At 67.9% G+C, this 14,719-nt stretch carries 14 protein-coding genes and 4 pseudogenes; 10 read left to right on the top strand and 8 right to left on the bottom strand.

The genetic code is table 11. The annotated features are described in order from the left end of the window. Positions 1-357 precede the first annotated feature (357 nt). Positions 358-792: a hypothetical protein gene (locus ACIQTP_RS46470; protein ID WP_403412160.1), complete on the top strand. Its 435-nt coding sequence runs from the start codon at positions 358-360 to the stop codon at positions 790-792. A gap of 989 nt (positions 793-1,781) precedes the next feature. On the opposite strand, the pseudogene ACIQTP_RS46465 reads toward ACIQTP_RS46470, so the two are convergent. The 3 genes and pseudogenes from ACIQTP_RS46465 to ACIQTP_RS46455 all read right to left on the bottom strand — a co-directional run. Then, positions 1,782-1,964 (bottom strand): annotated as a pseudogene (locus ACIQTP_RS46465) (transposase); the annotation flags it as partial. A gap of 106 nt (positions 1,965-2,070) precedes the next feature. Next, positions 2,071-3,048, bottom strand: coding sequence for an MFS transporter (locus ACIQTP_RS46460; RefSeq protein WP_403412169.1), 978 nt, complete (start codon positions 3,046-3,048; stop codon positions 2,071-2,073). A gap of 67 nt (positions 3,049-3,115) precedes the next feature. Then, a pseudogene (locus ACIQTP_RS46455) lies at positions 3,116-3,313 on the bottom strand (MFS transporter); the annotation flags it as partial. A 265-nt stretch (positions 3,314-3,578) separates the two neighbouring features. On the opposite strand from ACIQTP_RS46455, the gene ACIQTP_RS46450 reads away from it, so the two are divergent. The 4 genes and pseudogenes from ACIQTP_RS46450 to ACIQTP_RS46435 form a co-directional block, all read left to right on the top strand. Next, on the top strand, positions 3,579-5,180 hold the full coding sequence (locus ACIQTP_RS46450) for an ISL3 family transposase (protein WP_403412157.1): 1,602 nt from the start codon (positions 3,579-3,581) through the stop codon (positions 5,178-5,180). A gap of 45 nt (positions 5,181-5,225) precedes the next feature. After that, positions 5,226-5,660, top strand: coding sequence for a hypothetical protein (locus ACIQTP_RS46445; protein WP_403412155.1), 435 nt, complete (start codon positions 5,226-5,228; stop codon positions 5,658-5,660). 223 nt (positions 5,661-5,883) lie between these two features. Further along, positions 5,884-6,405, top strand: coding sequence for a hypothetical protein (locus ACIQTP_RS46440; protein WP_403412152.1), 522 nt, complete (start codon positions 5,884-5,886; stop codon positions 6,403-6,405). A gap of 270 nt (positions 6,406-6,675) precedes the next feature. Beyond that, positions 6,676-6,844, top strand: a pseudogene (locus ACIQTP_RS46435) (ATP-binding protein); the annotation flags it as partial. A gap of 246 nt (positions 6,845-7,090) precedes the next feature. On the opposite strand, the gene ACIQTP_RS46430 reads toward ACIQTP_RS46435, so the two are convergent. Beyond that, entirely contained in the window at positions 7,091-7,462 is a 372-nt protein-coding gene (locus ACIQTP_RS46430; RefSeq protein WP_403412172.1) for a hypothetical protein, read from the bottom strand. A gap of 228 nt (positions 7,463-7,690) precedes the next feature. On the opposite strand from ACIQTP_RS46430, the gene ACIQTP_RS46425 reads away from it, so the two are divergent. Both ACIQTP_RS46425 and ACIQTP_RS46420 read left to right on the top strand, forming a co-directional pair. Next, on the top strand, positions 7,691-8,281 hold the full coding sequence (locus tag ACIQTP_RS46425) for a redoxin domain-containing protein (RefSeq protein ID WP_403412149.1): 591 nt from the start codon (positions 7,691-7,693) through the stop codon (positions 8,279-8,281). 182 nt (positions 8,282-8,463) lie between these two features. Continuing rightward, positions 8,464-8,766, top strand: a complete 303-nt coding sequence (locus ACIQTP_RS46420; protein ID WP_403412146.1) for a hypothetical protein — start codon at positions 8,464-8,466, stop codon at positions 8,764-8,766. An 18-nt stretch (positions 8,767-8,784) separates the two neighbouring features. On the opposite strand, the gene ACIQTP_RS46415 is transcribed toward ACIQTP_RS46420, so the two are convergent. Continuing rightward, positions 8,785-9,639 carry an NmrA family NAD(P)-binding protein gene (locus ACIQTP_RS46415; RefSeq protein ID WP_403412143.1) on the bottom strand — a complete coding sequence of 285 codons (855 nt, stop codon included), beginning with the start codon at positions 9,637-9,639 and terminating at the stop codon, positions 8,785-8,787. Positions 9,640-9,750: 111 nt separating this feature from the next. On the opposite strand from ACIQTP_RS46415, the gene ACIQTP_RS46410 reads away from it, so the two are divergent. Beyond that, positions 9,751-10,689, top strand: coding sequence for an AraC family transcriptional regulator (locus ACIQTP_RS46410; protein WP_403412140.1), 939 nt, complete (start codon positions 9,751-9,753; stop codon positions 10,687-10,689). Positions 10,690-10,751: 62 nt separating this feature from the next. Here the strand turns inward: ACIQTP_RS46410 and ACIQTP_RS46405 are convergent, their stop codons facing one another. From ACIQTP_RS46405 to ACIQTP_RS46395, 3 genes are all read right to left on the bottom strand, one after another. After that, the gene (locus ACIQTP_RS46405) at positions 10,752-10,964 is read right to left on the bottom strand and encodes a transposase (RefSeq protein ID WP_403412137.1); all 213 of its coding nucleotides are present in this window, start codon (positions 10,962-10,964) and stop codon (positions 10,752-10,754) included. Between the two features lie 158 nt (positions 10,965-11,122). Continuing rightward, complete coding sequence (locus ACIQTP_RS46400) at positions 11,123-11,740, bottom strand: TOPRIM nucleotidyl transferase/hydrolase domain-containing protein (RefSeq protein WP_403412134.1); 618 nt, start codon at positions 11,738-11,740, stop codon at positions 11,123-11,125. A 572-nt stretch (positions 11,741-12,312) separates the two neighbouring features. Then, positions 12,313-12,576 carry a helix-turn-helix domain-containing protein gene (locus tag ACIQTP_RS46395; RefSeq protein ID WP_403412132.1) on the bottom strand — a complete coding sequence of 88 codons (264 nt, stop codon included), beginning with the start codon at positions 12,574-12,576 and terminating at the stop codon, positions 12,313-12,315. A 357-nt stretch (positions 12,577-12,933) separates the two neighbouring features. On the opposite strand from ACIQTP_RS46395, the gene ACIQTP_RS46390 reads away from it, so the two are divergent. Then, on the top strand, positions 12,934-13,158 hold the full coding sequence (locus ACIQTP_RS46390; protein ID WP_403412129.1) for an NUDIX hydrolase: 225 nt from the start codon (positions 12,934-12,936) through the stop codon (positions 13,156-13,158). Between the two features lie 221 nt (positions 13,159-13,379). Then, positions 13,380-14,456, top strand: a pseudogene (locus ACIQTP_RS46385) (right-handed parallel beta-helix repeat-containing protein); the annotation flags it as partial. Positions 14,457-14,719 lie beyond the last annotated feature (263 nt).

The raw sequence follows: 14,719 nt of genomic DNA, 5'->3' as shown, positions 1-14,719 counted from the left end.
GTGCTGGACCGGTACCTGCACCACCTGCGGACGCCCCCTGCCCAGCCCTCGGAGCAGCCGCAGACAGCCCACAACCTAACGAAGCACTACTAGGCATCTGGACCGTGGCCGTGAGGACCTCGCCGACGACGACCGCGCCCCGGCCGAACTCGCGGAATGGGCGGGGCATAGCAACTTCCACCATGCAGTCGAAGGAACCCACGCTGGGCCCGTTCAGTCTGATGAAGGCAGTCGAATCCGTCACCGAGGTCGCCCGTCAGCTGGGGCCGGTTCACTTGTGAGGCCTGGGTAATCCGCGCGATCTCCCCCCCTTCGCGATCGCGCCGGGTGGAGCGAGATGCTGGATGCGCTCGAAGCATGAGACCTCTCGGGTGTACTTCCACAGGTCGTCGCGCCCACGACCCCATCGGCGCCCTCGTGCTGGGCTTCGACGCCCGCAACATCACCGCCGTCCTCATCAACGGCGAGTCCCGCAAGTGGAACGGACAGGTCCTCGACGTCAACCTCGCCGCCGTGCGCAGCGAGGTGCACGGCTCGCGCGAGTACGTCCTGAAGGGCTGTTCGGCCCGGGGCGCCGGGCAGGAGGAACCCAGCTTCGAACACATCGCCGTGTGCTCGGCGATGCTGCTCGACCCGCACTTCGTGTCCGCGCCACCCCAGAAGGAGCGCCACGTGGTTCCCCTCGTTTCCATGCGTCCCGTCCGGCCGACGGCCATGAAGCCGGAGGGATCACGATCCGCTTTCCGTGATCGAACACCAGCGATGGACAGGAGCGCGACAGACGTGACGTGAGGGGAATCAGTTTCTTGCTGGGTGTAACGCACCCACGCTGAAGCGTGCTGCCGCGACCTACAGTCCCGGGTGATCACTGAGGACGGAGCCTCGTGACCACGAACTGCCCCGGCCGGTCCCCCCGTCCGGTCGGGGCTCGCGGACATGTCATCCGGAGGTGCACGAAGCCCACCCGAGCAGGCCGACACCACGGGGGTCACTTGACAACGGCCCCCATGTGGCAAGCACTTACCCTTCTGGCCGGCGGCCACGGTCCACAACCTGTTCGCCTTGCCCGGTGACGCCTGCCCGGTGGCGCCTGCCTGGTGCAGCGGGGGGATCTGCTGCCTGGGACTGCTTCTCCCAGGAAATCCTCGGCCTTCCTGCCCCTCAGACATCTGGGGAGACTCGAAGTCATCGGCGGTGGGCGCAGTCTTCGAGCAGCGCTCAGCCGGCACAACGAACCAACCGTACAGACCAGCCAGCTCCGAGATCGGCCCCTCCATGACAACCCTGACCACACCTTCGGATCCCGCCTATCGCAGGAAACCAACGAGCTCCCCACACTGTCCTGGCTCGGACGGCCCTCCGACTTCGATGCAGAGTGACCAGCAGTGGCTGGTGGGCTTCCGTTTCTGGACGGCCACCGGCACGCTGACGCGGCACTACTACGTAGTTCCCCGGGCTGCAGATCGTGAGCATGCCACGCAGTTGGCAGCCCAACGGGCCCGCAGTGCGGGGGAGCAGGAGAGGCGCGCGTTCGCCCTGGTCGACGAACCTTGGATCGAGGTCCGCCGGCTACGGCGCAGCGCAGTAGGTGACTGGCGCCTGGGATTGCGCCTTGGGGAGTGGTGTACGGGTTCCGTCTGAATCGGAGGTCTGCCTCGGCGTCGGAGTGGGTGCCCGGACTGGAGAACGGCCACTGCCTGATCCCGGCGAACCGCACACCCCCGCCCAGGCCCGCCGCCGCGTCGGTCTCGACAAACGCCGGCGAACCCCGACCGATGGGATCCGGTGCGGTTCACGTAGAGCACCGCGTCCAGCAGGCTCCGCAAGACGTGGTCGGGTGGCCGGCCGATGTCCAGCCCGCGGCCGCGGTACTCGGCCCGCCACGCGGCCAAGACCGGTTCGGCCCACTCCCACCGGGCGTCAGACAGATCGCTGGGGTAACGGCGACGTTCGGGCGCGAACACGGGCTACCCACCCATGACCGGTCGGTCCGGGCGCATATACGGGCGCCCGAAGCATAGGGCGCGCACAACACGATGCCTTTCCTGAAATCGCCTGCGCCGGCATGTCTTACACGGTCGTCACGGGTTCGATGTCATCGGCGGCGCGGGCGTCCCGGGTGCGGGAAATCGCGAGTACGAGCGCCTGGATAACCGCTCCACAGAGTCCCACCCACAGGGCGAACCGGTAGCTGACCTGGTCGGCGAGCAGTCCGCCGAGCGGCGCCCCCACGGCCACCATCCCCCAGTTGAAAGAGCGGATGGTGGCGTTCATCCGACCGCGGAGCCGGTCGGGCGTCACGGCTTGGCGATAGCTCATCTCCACCGGGCTTTCGACGGTGATGGCCATGGACACCACGAAGAATGCCAGGCATACCGAAGGCAGCGCCCACGGTCCACGCTGAGCAACAACGATCGGCAGCCAGGCGACGGCGGCAAGAACGCGAAACACGATCAGGGTGGCGCCGACGTCCAGCCTTTTCACCACCCGTCCGGAGAGCGCGCCACCAAGCACCGCGCCGGCGCCCGCACAGGCGTAGGTGATGCCCAGAACGAAGTCCCCGATCTTCAGCTCGTGCAGGGCGAAGACCACGAAGACCGTGCTCACGATGGTGTTGAAGAGGAGCATCGCGTGCGAGGTCAGCGCGATGCAGGCCAGCGTCCGAAGGCGGTAGACCCAGGCCACCCCCTCGATCAGCTCGCTGCCGAGGCTGCGCCGCGCACCTCGACCGGGGAGGGGATCGTGCGCCCTCACTGAGGCGAGCAGCATTCCGGACACCAGATAGGTGACTGCGTCCACCAGCACGGCAAGCGGCGCCCCGATGAACCTGATCAGCACTCCCGCGATCAGCGGACCGGTCGAACCGGACACGGCATTGGCCTGTTCCAGACGGGCGTACCCCGCGTTGAGGAGCTCACTGGGTACCAACCGCGGCACGTAGAACTGGTTGGCCGCCTCGAAGAATAGGCACAGCACTCCGAAGGCGAAGACGCTCACACAGTGCGGTGATGTCGAGCCGGTCCAGTGCGTACAGCAGGGGGATCGCAGCGAGCAGGACAGCCCTGCCGAGATCCATGGTGACCATCATCGGCTTGCGTCGGCAGCGGTCTACCAGTACCCCGGCCACGAGGCCGAAGAGCAGGTAGGGAGCCCAACGGGCCGCACTGACCAGGCCTACCTCCGTGGCGGACGCGTTCAGCGTGATGGCGGTGAGGATCCGCAGGGCAAGCCCGGCGAACTGCGAGCCGAAAGCCGATACTGCGGAGGCGGTCCAGAATCGTACGTACCCAGTGACGTCCACCAAGCGCAGCATGATCGGAGCGTGCCCAGCAAGGCATCTCCGCACAGCACCTGTTGGGTGGCTTCGTCCACGAGAAGGGGTTCTGGCTCAAGTGCGCTTCGCCACCGGCCGGGAGGCACGAGGTCCCTCAGAACAGGGCGGGATGTTCACGAGTTTCGGCTCTGGCTCAGTTTCCGTGACCTGCGCACGTTGAGTCACGGTTCATGGTCGTGTTGGGCTCCTGAAAGTCGCCCGAAAATGATCAGTGGTGACCTCGGATACCTGACAGTTCGGGACAGTGGAAGAACTGGGCATCCCACTGGAGGAGTTGCTGTTCCCGTCGATCGCGGACGTGTCGGTGGTTTCGGTGGACGTGAGCAGCGAGACGATACGAGTCGAGGCCCGCAGCACAACGACCGGTTCAGCGTGTTCGGGCTGCGGGAACTGGTCGATCCGGGTTCATAGCTCCTACCTGAGGTTTCCTGCGGATGTCCCCAGCGCAGGGCGCCGGGTGGTGCTTTGCCTTCGGGTCCGTCGCTTCGCCTGCCCCGTCGTTTCGTGCGGGCGACGGACGTTCGTTGAGCAGGTGCCGGGATTGACCCGGAGATACGGCCGGTGGACCGAGCGTCTGCGTTCCACGCTGGCGGCGATCGGCCTCGCCCTGGCCGGCCGGGCGGGAGCTCGGATGGCTGGAGTCTTCGGGGTGTCCGTCAGCCGCAGCACGGTGCTGCGGCTCGTCGAGGCGCTGCCCGAACCGGATCTGCCAGCCCCGAGAGTGGTCGGTGTGGACGAGTACGCGACGCGCAAAGGCCGGCACTACGGCACGGTGCTGGTCGACGTCGAAACGCGACGGCCGGTGGACCTGCTGCCAGACCGGGAGGCATCGAGCCTGGCCGCCTGGCTGGCCAAGAGGCCAGGGATCGAGTTCGTCTGCCGGGACCGGGCTCCCTTCTTCGCCGAAGGCGCCACCGTCGGGGCACCGCAGGCAGTGCAGGTCGCGGACCGCTGGCACCTGTGGCACAACCTCAGCGAAGCCGCCGAGCGGTGCGTCGCCGGCCATCGGGGCTGCCTGCGAGGCATGACACCCGAGCCATCCCAACAGGTCAAAGAACCGGAAGAACCAGCTGACCCTACTGGCTCACCGTGGCCCACCGGCCACCGGTTCGCCGACAGAACCCGGTCCAACCATGCCGCCGTCCACCTCCTGCTGGCGGCCGGCCACAGCCGACGCGCGATCCAGCGTCAGCTCGGGATGACCTACCGCACGGTCAAGCTCCTAGCCGACGCCACCACCCTGGAAGACCTCTTCCACGGCCAGTGGCAGGGCCGCCCCTCCGTCCTCGACGAGTACAGGCCCTACCTGGACGACCGTTGGAACCAGGGCTGCACCAACGCCTGGAGGGCATGGGAGGAGATCGTGCCGCTCGGCTACAAAGGCAGCTACCAGCGAGTTCGCGCCTACTTCCGCACCAAACGCCTTTCGGCCGATCCGGGCACCGCACCCCCGCCCTCGCCCCGCACCGTCGCCGGCTGGATCCTGCGCCACCCCGACTCCCTCTCCGAGGTCGATCAGCTCCGGCTCAAGGCCGTCATGGCCCACTGTCCCGAACTGGAAGCCCTCGCCGGACATGTCCGCTCCTTCGCCCAGATCCTCACCGAGCGACAGGGTCAACGGCTGCCCGAGTGGCTCGACGCAGTCCGCCAGGACGACCTGCCCTGCCTCCACACCCTCGCCGCCGGCATCGATCGCGACCGGGCCGCGGTCACTGCCGGGCTCACGCTGCCTTGGAACTCTGGCGTCGTGGAAGGGCACGTCAACCGCATCAAGATGCTCAAACGCCAGATGTTCGGCCGAGCCGGCTTCGCACTCCTGAGGAAACGAGTGCTCCTCGCTCCATGACGTGAAACGCTTCCGACAACGATGAACCCCACCGCAGGAGCGCGAATGTCCAGGACCGCCGACATCGATCTCGTGTTCGCACGCGCCGTCACCGTAGACGCCGTGGTGCGAGCTCTGGCCGGTGAGGGGTGGTCGCTGCAGGAACCGCTTGGTATCTCCTACGTGGTCAACAACGACGACCTGTTCGACTGGCAGTCGACTTCAACCGACCAGGCAGCTGAGGTCCTGACCTTGGTTGCTTCACCGGCCAACGTCGACCACCACGTCGGTGTCTGCATCTATCACTCAACTGCGGAAACCGGTGGCCAACTTCTTTTTCACGCTGGCCGATCGCGCTGTTCCTTCATCCCGACGATCGACCGGCGGAGCCTCTCTGGAGCACCAGCCCTTACGGACATGGCCTGGTATCTGAACGCACTGGTGCCGCCCCTGCTTGCCCTGGGGCTGGCCAGCTACGAAGCGAGAGACCTTGCTGACTGAGACTCGTTCGTCAGCAACTCTCGGTCGACCTCCGGGCAGCACGCGTATACGGAAAAGCCCTCGCTGCCTACCCAGCCGGTGTCACTCACAGCCACGCGATCACGGAAATTGAGCCAGAGCCCGAGTTTCGACAGCACCCCGCTTTCCTCGCGGGCCGACTGGGTCGTTCGCGGTTGAGGTACGTTCGGTCCATGACGCACTTCACGGACTTCCCGGTGGCCCAGTGAGCGGATGGTGGACCTACCTGGAGGGTCAGACCCGCCAGGAGGTCGACGCGAACGTGCTGTGCGACCGCCGGCTCAGGGCGGTCAAGGCCGTGTGGGAGGCTTTGCGGCCGCTCGGGCTGGGCCTGTGCGAGGCGGAGCAGGTAGTCCACGCCCGCTACGAGGTCCTCGGCGAGCGCGTGCGGCACAAGCAGCCCGATCCGCTCGACGTCTCCTCACTCACAGCCCGTGCCGCCGCCCACGCGGGCCGGGTGGCCGCAGTCGAGGCTCTTTGGGACGGCGACACTGTCCATGACTGGTTCGTGCTCCTGCTCGCGATCCTGGACAACCCATACGGGCAAGGCCACCTGGCGACCGTTTACCACCGTCGTGGAGGGCCCCCGCCGGGTACCGCCGCCGCCGAGGCAGGGCAGGCCTTGGCCCACCACCTGGGGGTGCCGTTCCACTTCGCCTCACCGGACGTCCCGGACGACGAGGCGCCACGCTGGCGGACTGCCCAGCGTCTGTCCGAAGGCCCGTGATTCAGGACCTGCTCGACCCAGTCCTGACGACCCCTGAACACGGCCGTCCGGCGCGGGGGCTGGTGGCCAGGGAGCACACCGAGTCGTTCGGTCGGTAAGTCCGTGTCTTGCGGGGCACGATCGCGCGGGAGCCCGCCATTACCGCAGCGGCGGGTCGCCGCGCTGGACCCCCGAGCCGCGCAAGGCCGTTGCCGGGACGCCGTCGGAGGCGCTGGAACTGGCGGCCGCGCTCAAGCGGGAAGACTCGGCCCGCACGGCCGCGCGGATCCAGAGGAGAAGAACAGCATCGCGATCGTCTCCAACGAGGCGTTCACGGGGTGGGGCCGGGCCTGCGCCGGCCCGCGGTTTTGCGCGGCCATCGGTGGACCGGCTCACGATCAACGCGACTCTCGTCGAGACCGGTACCGAGTCGTATCGGCTGGCCCGCCCCAAGCCAAGAAGAACAGTGAGGCGAACTTACCGTCGCTGCTGCGGGAGACGAAGCGGTCGTATGCGCATTCGGCACGGGGGCACGGCGCCGGCCCTAGAGATCTTCGATCTCGGGGCCGGGCAAGTACGGGGAAACGCCCGTCACCAGCCAGTACTGGAGGTCTCTCAGCCGCTGGAGAGCTGCCTCGTAGTACAACGGCTCTGGCCGGGGAAACCTCGGGTGGGCCGTGTGATCAGGCAGCCAGTCGACACACAATCAGAACCCTTCCACCAACCATCGCGGCAAATCCCGCTGATCACGCTCCTCGAATGCCGCGCACACTCCGCGCATGGCCCGTTCGAGATGAGAGAAAGCCTCCCTGTCCCACGTCTGATCACGGATCACGATCGCCAAAAAGGCGTCCTCATTGTCCGAGAACTCCTTCTGGAGCACAGCGAGATCATCCATCACATCATCATGGCGGCTCCCGCTGACATTATCGATGCCGACAAAGCAGCACACGTGACGCCCTGTTGGTGACAGATCAAGCCGTCCCCCGGAGCTGCTCCAGGACGTCGTGAGTGCGCGGATGCTGTGCCAAGTGGGGCCGCACGAAGCCAACATGCCGGAGCCGCTGAACAACGTCACAGCCAGTCACCGTGTCCGCGGCACGTCGTCCTCGGTATCGAAGGAGATCTGCTCGCTCGCCAGGCAGAGGTGCGGGGCCGGGGCCGGTAACGGCTGCGTCGTCCCGCGAGTCCGGCGAGCCAGCTCCGTTATGTCCGTATCTCGTTCCATGATTTGGGATCTGTCCAAAGTCGAAATACGCAACGCGTGACATGCCCGAGCGAACGACATCGAGAAAGGAACAAAACCGTGCGCGCCGACATCACACCCGGTGGAGCCTTCCCCGACTACGAGCTGACCGACCACACCAAGACCCGGCGGCGACTGAGTGAGCTGCAAGGGATCGATCCGATGGTCCTCCTGCTCTCACGCGGCCACTACTGCCCGAAGGACCATCAGCAGCATCTTCAACTGGCAGCTCACTATTCCGAGATCGCCGTCGCCTACACCCAGGTCGTCACCATCGCAACCGACAACATCCTTGAACTCAACGAGTTCCGCGCGGCGGTCGGCGCTCAGTGGACCTTCCTGTCCGATGTCGGCCGCAAGGTGCAGAAGGACCTTGAGATCCAGGAATACACCGACCCCCATCACGACCCGATGATCCCGCACACGCTCATCCTCAAGCCGGGCCTGGTCATCCACAGCATCTACAACGGCTACTGGTACTGGGGCAGGCCGTCGATCGAGGACGTCCGTCGCGATCTCCGTGATGTGACCCGAGAAATCCGCTCGGACTGGGACCTGACCGCACCGGGCCTCAGCGCGGCCTGGGAGGCCGGCGACCACTCGATGCACTACCCGTACCAGGAGACTCGAGGAGACCGCGCGCTGACGTGAGCCGTCAGCGGCGGAGGCCGACGGCCGTGTCGACTCCGGTCAACAGAGGCAGATCAGCGTCTGGAAGACGCGTGCGGACATGGGCAGGCGGCCGGCGCTGACCGCTCGCCAGACGCCAACGCCTGCCGAGCGCGCGTCGCGGCCGAATCGGGAGCCGCCGTTGCACGGGCAGGTGGGGCGCAGTGGTTGTCGTAGGCACACCCGGTGCGGACCGCCCGTCCGTGCACCGCGTACTCCAGCACGACCACGGACGTCTCGGGATCCCGGTGGACAGCGAGCCCGTCCGCGCTGTGCAGGACCATGCCATCGCCGTAGCCGCGGTGCAGGTCGGCAACCGCGCGGCGTCCCTGAACCCGGCGCGGGTAGCCGGGTACGGAGATCACGTACTCGAAGACCACGTCCTCGGCCAGGAGGTCGAAGAAGTGCTCACCGTCGACGAGGCCCGCCAGCCCCTCCCGGATGATCCAGCGCTGCGAAGTCGGTGATGTCGTCGATGGACATGGTCACCCCACCACCGGAGAGGTCCAGGCGTGGACGCTGCGCCGGGCGAAGTCGTGGAAGGTGGCCGCGGGCCGGCCGGTGACCTTCTCGACGTCGTGGTTGGGCGTGGAACCGTCGCCGGAGATGACGCTGCCGGTCAGCCAGCGGAGCATCACCGCGTAGTCGGCCGGGACGAGTCCGGCCGCGACCGCGCCGTCGATCCATACGTCGGGGTCGATGTCGTGGTGCGTGACAGGGTGGCCGGTCACGGCGGCGATGGTGTCGGCGACTTCGTCGACGGTGAGAGCCTGCGGCCCGGTGGGCGCGTACTGCGCGCCGGCGTGGGCGTCAGGGGCGAGCAGCGTCTCGGCGGCGACCGCGGCGATGTCGGCCGCGTCGACGAAGGCTTCCCTGCCGCCGCCGGCGGGGACCGTGATCACCCCGTCGACGACCGGTACGTGGGCGTCGCTGAAGTTCTGCATCACCCACGCGGGGCGCAGGATGGAGTGGGTGATGGCTGCTCGGGCGGCGAGGTCGTCCTCGACGGCCCTGATGTCGACCTCCGGTGGCGCCTGGTCGGCGCGGTAGGTGCTGAGGTAGGTGACGTGGCGTACCCCGGCGGCTTCGGCGAGGTCGAGGAAGCCGGCGACCTGGTCGGCGTAGGTGACCCGCAGGACGGGTGTGACGAGGTAGAGGCGGTCGACCCCGGCGAGAGCTGCGGCGTGGGTGGTCGGGTCGTCCCAGTCGAACAGTACGTCGGCGCCGTGGCGCGCCGCGGTGCGGGCGCTCAGCCCCCGCTCGGCGAGCGTCTTGGCCACGAGCGAGCCGGTCCGGCCGGTGCCGCCGAGGACGAGTGCGGTCTGCGGTGATCCAGTCATGGATCAATCGTGAGTGCGTGCTACGAGTGAATCAATGCGTGTATAGCTCGTTCTTTTACGCCAAACGCTCAGACCTTTGTCCTATGTGGTTGTCTCGCTGATACTGACTGCGTGGACGTACTGCACGATCGCCTGGCGCGGGCACGCGCCTCCGGTGCCGTCTTCGCCCGGACGGTGACCGAGCCGCCGTGGGGGCTGCGGCTGGCCGGTTCGATCCAGCTGGCCGTGCACACCGTCGTCCGGGGCAGGGGATGGCTGTGGCTGGACGACCCCGGCAGCGCGGTGGAACTCGTGCCGGGGGAGGTGACGCTCGTCCGCGGCGGCCCCGATCACCACATCGGGCACGAGCCGGGCGCCGAGTGCCTCGAACCGGAGGACTTCCGGGCCCGGCACGCCCACGACGGGAGTCCCGAGGACCCGCGGGCGACGGTCTTCCTCTGCGGCGCTTACCGGTTCTCGGGCGACATAGGCAGCGGGCTGCTGGAGGCACTGCCGCAGGTGCTGACCCTGTCAGCGGCGGTCGGCGATCCGCTGCGGGACGTGATCGCGCTGCTGTCGCACGAGCTGGCCGCCTCCGAACCCGGCCAGCCCACCGTGCTGGATCGACTCCTCGATGTTCTCCTGGTGCTCGCCATCCGCAACGACTTCCGCCACAGCTCGACCGCACCCCGTTGGTACCGGGCATCCGCGGATCCCCGGCTGAACGCCGCGCTGCAGGCCATGCACGAGAACGCCGGCCATCCCTGGTCCGTCCCCGAACTCGCCGCGATCAGCGGCCTGTCCCGGGCGGCCTTCGCACGGACCTTCCGCGACGCCCTCGGCCAGACTCCCATGCAGTACCTGACCGACTGGCGGATGGCTCTCGCCCGCGACCACCTGCGCACCGGCGAGCTCGCCATGACACACATCGCCCGCACCGTCGGCTACAGCTCGCCCTACGCGTTCGCGGCGGCCTTCCGGCGCCACCACGGCGAGCCGCCCGGGACCTGGCGGCAACGGGAGTCGCTCCACGCGCAAGCACGCCCCGGGAACGATCTACACGCCCACTGACACCACCCGACTCTTCCTGCACCAGAACCAAGTCAGCGTCGGGCAACCCGCCGAGAGGGAGTTCACTGATGCCGGTGCTGTCCAAACCCCCGCACGTGGTGGCCGTGGTGGTACTGGCGGGGGCAGTGGAACTTGCGGCTCTTCTCTCCTGAGTCGTGCGGTGCCGGCGTGAGTCCGGCGAAGGCGGTGAGCCGGTCCGAGGTCGCGAAGAGGGTGAGGTCACTTCCCACTCCGGCGAGGAACTCGGAGCAGAGGAGACGTCCGATGCCGGGCATGCTGCTGGTCCGCGGCCTCGACCGCCGCCGTCGCGAGCGTGCGAGTTCGCCGCCAGCCATGTCGACGGCCCAGGTGACGTGGTCCCCCGGTTGGCCACCTCGGACGGACGGCGGGACAGAGCGCCCGAAGTGGGTATGGCCGCGCTTTCGTGCGTCGCTCACAGGCTCGTGACGAGCTCGTCGAGCGGGGCCGGTACCTGTCCGGGGTCGAGGGTCTCGACCAGGAGACGGCCGTAGCGGATCTTGCGGCCCTTCTTCGTGCCGAGGAAGCGCCGTAACTGCTGCTGCCGGGGCCGACCGTGGTGTGCGGGCTGGTGCAGGAAGGTCTGCCAGGCCCGCAGGTCGCCCTCGGCCCGGATGATCTCCTCCACGCGAGCCGTGCCGAGCGCGCGGATGAGTTCGTCCTCCAGGTCCGCCACGCACACGAAGAAGCCCCGGTGCGGCGCCCGGGCCCGCTTCAGGCCGCGGTCGTAGAAGCGCTGCTCGCCCTCGTCGCACAGTCCCCTCAGGCGCAGGCCAAGACCGGGTGGCCCGAGAAGACCTGCGTAGTGGCCGATGTTCATCGCCCCGCCCATCGGCACGACGCACACCCCTTCGGCGGCCAGGTCCCGGCCACGCCGTGCGGCCAGCGCCTCGACGGCCGCGAGGTCACTCGGTCCTTCCAACAACACCGCGGTCCGCAGCCCCAGTTGCACAGCCAGATCACTCGCCGGTCCGCCGGGACCGCCGGCCGCCCAGCGGCTGACCGCGTCCCGGAATGCGTGTATGTCCGCCATGGAGCGAGTCTGCACTGCCGCCGGCCGGCACGGCACGGAATTATTCGATGGCCCCGATCGATGGCCCCGCGCGACGGCTCCAATCGATGGCCCCGCGCGACGGCTCCGTTCAACATGTCCGGCGCCCTCGTCACCTTGGGCCTGACAGTCCGCCCCATCGGTTGCGGCTCCGAGCCGGCGGAGGCTCGGGGTGCGGATGCCGGAGTCGGCCGACCGTCTCGCGCCTCCTGCTCGCTGACCCGAGCGAAGGCATGAACTTGCGCAACGCCCCTTCCACGACCTGGCCGACTGCCCGCCCCGCCACCGCATCGCCCTGGTCCTGCCAGACGACCCTCGTCCCACTCCAGGCCTCACCAGACACGAGCCGCGAGGAGCCTGGAGCACCGTATCGCCGCCCTCGATCTGGCGGCCGTGCACCGCTTCAGGCACTTTTCGACGCGGCCCGATCGTTGTCGGCCCTGCGCCGTGAGGCGAGGGGCCACGTGATCTCCCGATCTGGTGCGGCCGGTTCGGGTGGAACTGAGGATAGGAGTACGTGGGGGGGGGCGGTGTCCGCGTGGGTTGTGTCTCGGCTACGGGGACACCGCCGCGAGTACCGGATCCTTCGTGCCCACGCCCGTCGTCCGGAAGCTGGTCCGGAATGCACCAGGTGTCACACCCAGGTGGCGCACAAACGCCCTGCGGAGCGACTCGGGTGAGCCGAACCCGGTGCGCTGTGCCACTACCGGCATGGGGTCGTCACCCGTCTCGAGCAGTGCCTGGGCGGCTTCCAGTCTGACCTGCTCGACGTAGCGGTCCGGAGTGGTTCCCACCTCTTCGTCGAAAGCAGCTGCCATGCCGCCCCCTCTCGGGGAGCCGGTCCTGCTGCGGATCGGCCACGCCTACGAGCAGACCCAGCCCGCACACCGACTGTCGACGGTGTGACGAACCGACCGCGTGGCCCCGGCGGGCAAGCGAGAGACACTCCAGCGCGGCAGGGCCTGGGCCGACGAGCGCGAAGTCCGCCTCGACCTGTTCCGGCGCTGCAGGATCGGACGCCGCCAAGGAGACCGGAAGTAACCGGCGGACGGTCCCGGGCGAGGGTGATCGACGAGTGCGTGCCGCTGGTCGACTCGATGCTGCGGGCGGGGATTCTCGGGAACGGGCGGGCCTCCATCGCCGCTTCGAAGTGATCCCCGGCGCACGCTGACGGTGTGTTGTTGATCTGCCGCCGCGCACCGGAGGGCGCCCTGTCATGGCAGTTCCGGGCGGGCAAGGTCGCGCCGGGCGAGACGCTCGGGCAGGCTGCCGTTCGGGAGGGGCCGGAGGAGGCGGGCGTGGTCGTGGAGCCGCTCGCATTCCTTCAGGCCTGGCTCCACCCGGACCCTGCGCGTCCTGCCAACCCACATCGGTGCACCGCCGACTGTTCGCAAGCATGAATGAGAATCACGTACCCATCTATTGACGTGTTCACAGCAAGCGCTTACGGTCCCCTGCGAGAACACGGGAAAGCGCTTTCTCCTGCACGGTACCCCTGGTCACGGACGAACCTGGAGGCAGAACGATGCAAGTGAGACCCGTCATCGCGTGTGTCAGCCTGCTGGCCGGCGCGCTCGTCGCGCTGTCCGGCACCCCGGCCCAGGCCGCGAGCACCACCCAGTACGTGTCGCCGAGCGGCACCGACAGCGCGGCCGGCACGCAGTCCGCCCCGACGACGCTCACCACGGCGATCAGCCGCATCGCATCCGGCGGCACCATCTACCTGCGCGGCGGGACGTACAACTACTCCTCGACGATCACGATCCCGGCGGGCAGCAACGGCACCTCGAGCGCCCGCACCACCCTGTCCGCCTACCCTGGCGAGTCCCCAGTGCTGAACTTCTCGGCGCAGAGCGAGAGTTCGTCGAACCGCGGGCTCCAGCTGAACGCCGACTACTGGCACCTGTACGGCATCACCGTCCAACGCGCCGGCGACAACGGGATCTACGTCGGCGGCAGCAACAACGTCATCGAGCGGACGGTGACCGCGTACAACCGCGACACGGGACTGCAGCTGGGCCGGATCTCCTCCAGCACCCCCGGCAGCCAGTGGCCGTCGAACAACCTGATCGTGAGCTCGGAGTCGCACGACAACGCCGACTCCGACGGTGAGGACGCCGACGGCTTCGCCGCGAAGCTCACCACCGGTACCGGGAACGTCTTCCGCTACGACGTCTCCCACAACAACATCGACGACGGCTGGGACCTGTACACGAAGACCGATACCGGCGCGATCGGCCCGGTGACCATCGAATACTCCCTGTCCTACAAGAACGGGACTCTGAGCGACGGCACCGTGAACTCCAACGGCGACCGCAACGGCTACAAGCTCGGCGGCGACGACATCGCGGTCAACCACGTGGTCCAGCACGACATCGCCTACGGCAACGGTCACCACGGGTTCACGTACAACAGCAACCCGGGCAAGATGACGATCTCGAACAACGCGAGCGTCGACAACGCGCAACGCAACTTCTCCTTCGACGCGGGCACTTCGGTCTTCCGGACCAACACCTCGTGCCGCTTCGGCGTCAGCGGCTCGAACGACAAGACCGTCGGCGACGCCGACAGCTCGAACCAGTTCTGGACCGGCACGAACGGCTCCCGCTGCACCTCCTACAGCGGCACCCTGGGCTGGTCCCTCGCTTCGGACGGGCACCTCGCCGTGACCTTCGGCGGCAAGGTCGTGACGCCGTAACCACGACAGAGGCGGGGGCTGGGCGCTCACGTTCCGCAGCCGCGTGAACGATGTGTCCAGTCCCCGTGAGCGTGGGGACGTCGGTGCCCGGTGCGCGGCTGGATGTCCCTCACGGCGCACCTTGGTGAGGACCGTCTCGGGGGCAATGAGTTCGAGCTGTCCCTCCGGTTGCATCAGTGCCTCGTGTCCCGCTCCGGTGCCTCCTCACGGCCCTCCTCCAGGAACATCAACTCGGTGTTCCTGAGGTCCCTGGAGCAGCGAAC

Source organism: Streptomyces sp. NPDC090798 (genome assembly GCF_044768965.1).
In the GTDB taxonomy this organism is placed as follows: Bacteria; Actinomycetota; Actinomycetes; order Streptomycetales; family Streptomycetaceae; genus Streptomyces.
The sequence above is the reverse complement of the archived record's forward strand: the minus strand, read 5'-3'. Positions and strand labels throughout refer to the sequence as shown.

Excerpts from the sequence above, each read along its gene's own strand:
- ACIQTP_RS46470 (WP_403412160.1), top strand. The coding sequence starts at position 358 with ATGAGACCTCTCGGGTGTACTTCCACAGGTCGTCGCGCCCACGACCCC.
- ACIQTP_RS46445 (WP_403412155.1), top strand. The coding sequence starts at position 5,226 with ATGTCCAGGACCGCCGACATCGATCTCGTGTTCGCACGCGCCGTCACC.
- ACIQTP_RS46415 (WP_403412143.1), bottom strand. The coding sequence starts at position 9,639 with ATGACTGGATCACCGCAGACCGCACTCGTCCTCGGCGGCACCGGCCGG.
- ACIQTP_RS46405 (WP_403412137.1), bottom strand. The coding sequence starts at position 10,964 with ATGCCCGGCATCGGACGTCTCCTCTGCTCCGAGTTCCTCGCCGGAGTG.
- ACIQTP_RS46400 (WP_403412134.1), bottom strand. The coding sequence starts at position 11,740 with ATGGCGGACATACACGCATTCCGGGACGCGGTCAGCCGCTGGGCGGCC.
- ACIQTP_RS46395 (WP_403412132.1), bottom strand. The coding sequence starts at position 12,576 with ATGGCAGCTGCTTTCGACGAAGAGGTGGGAACCACTCCGGACCGCTAC.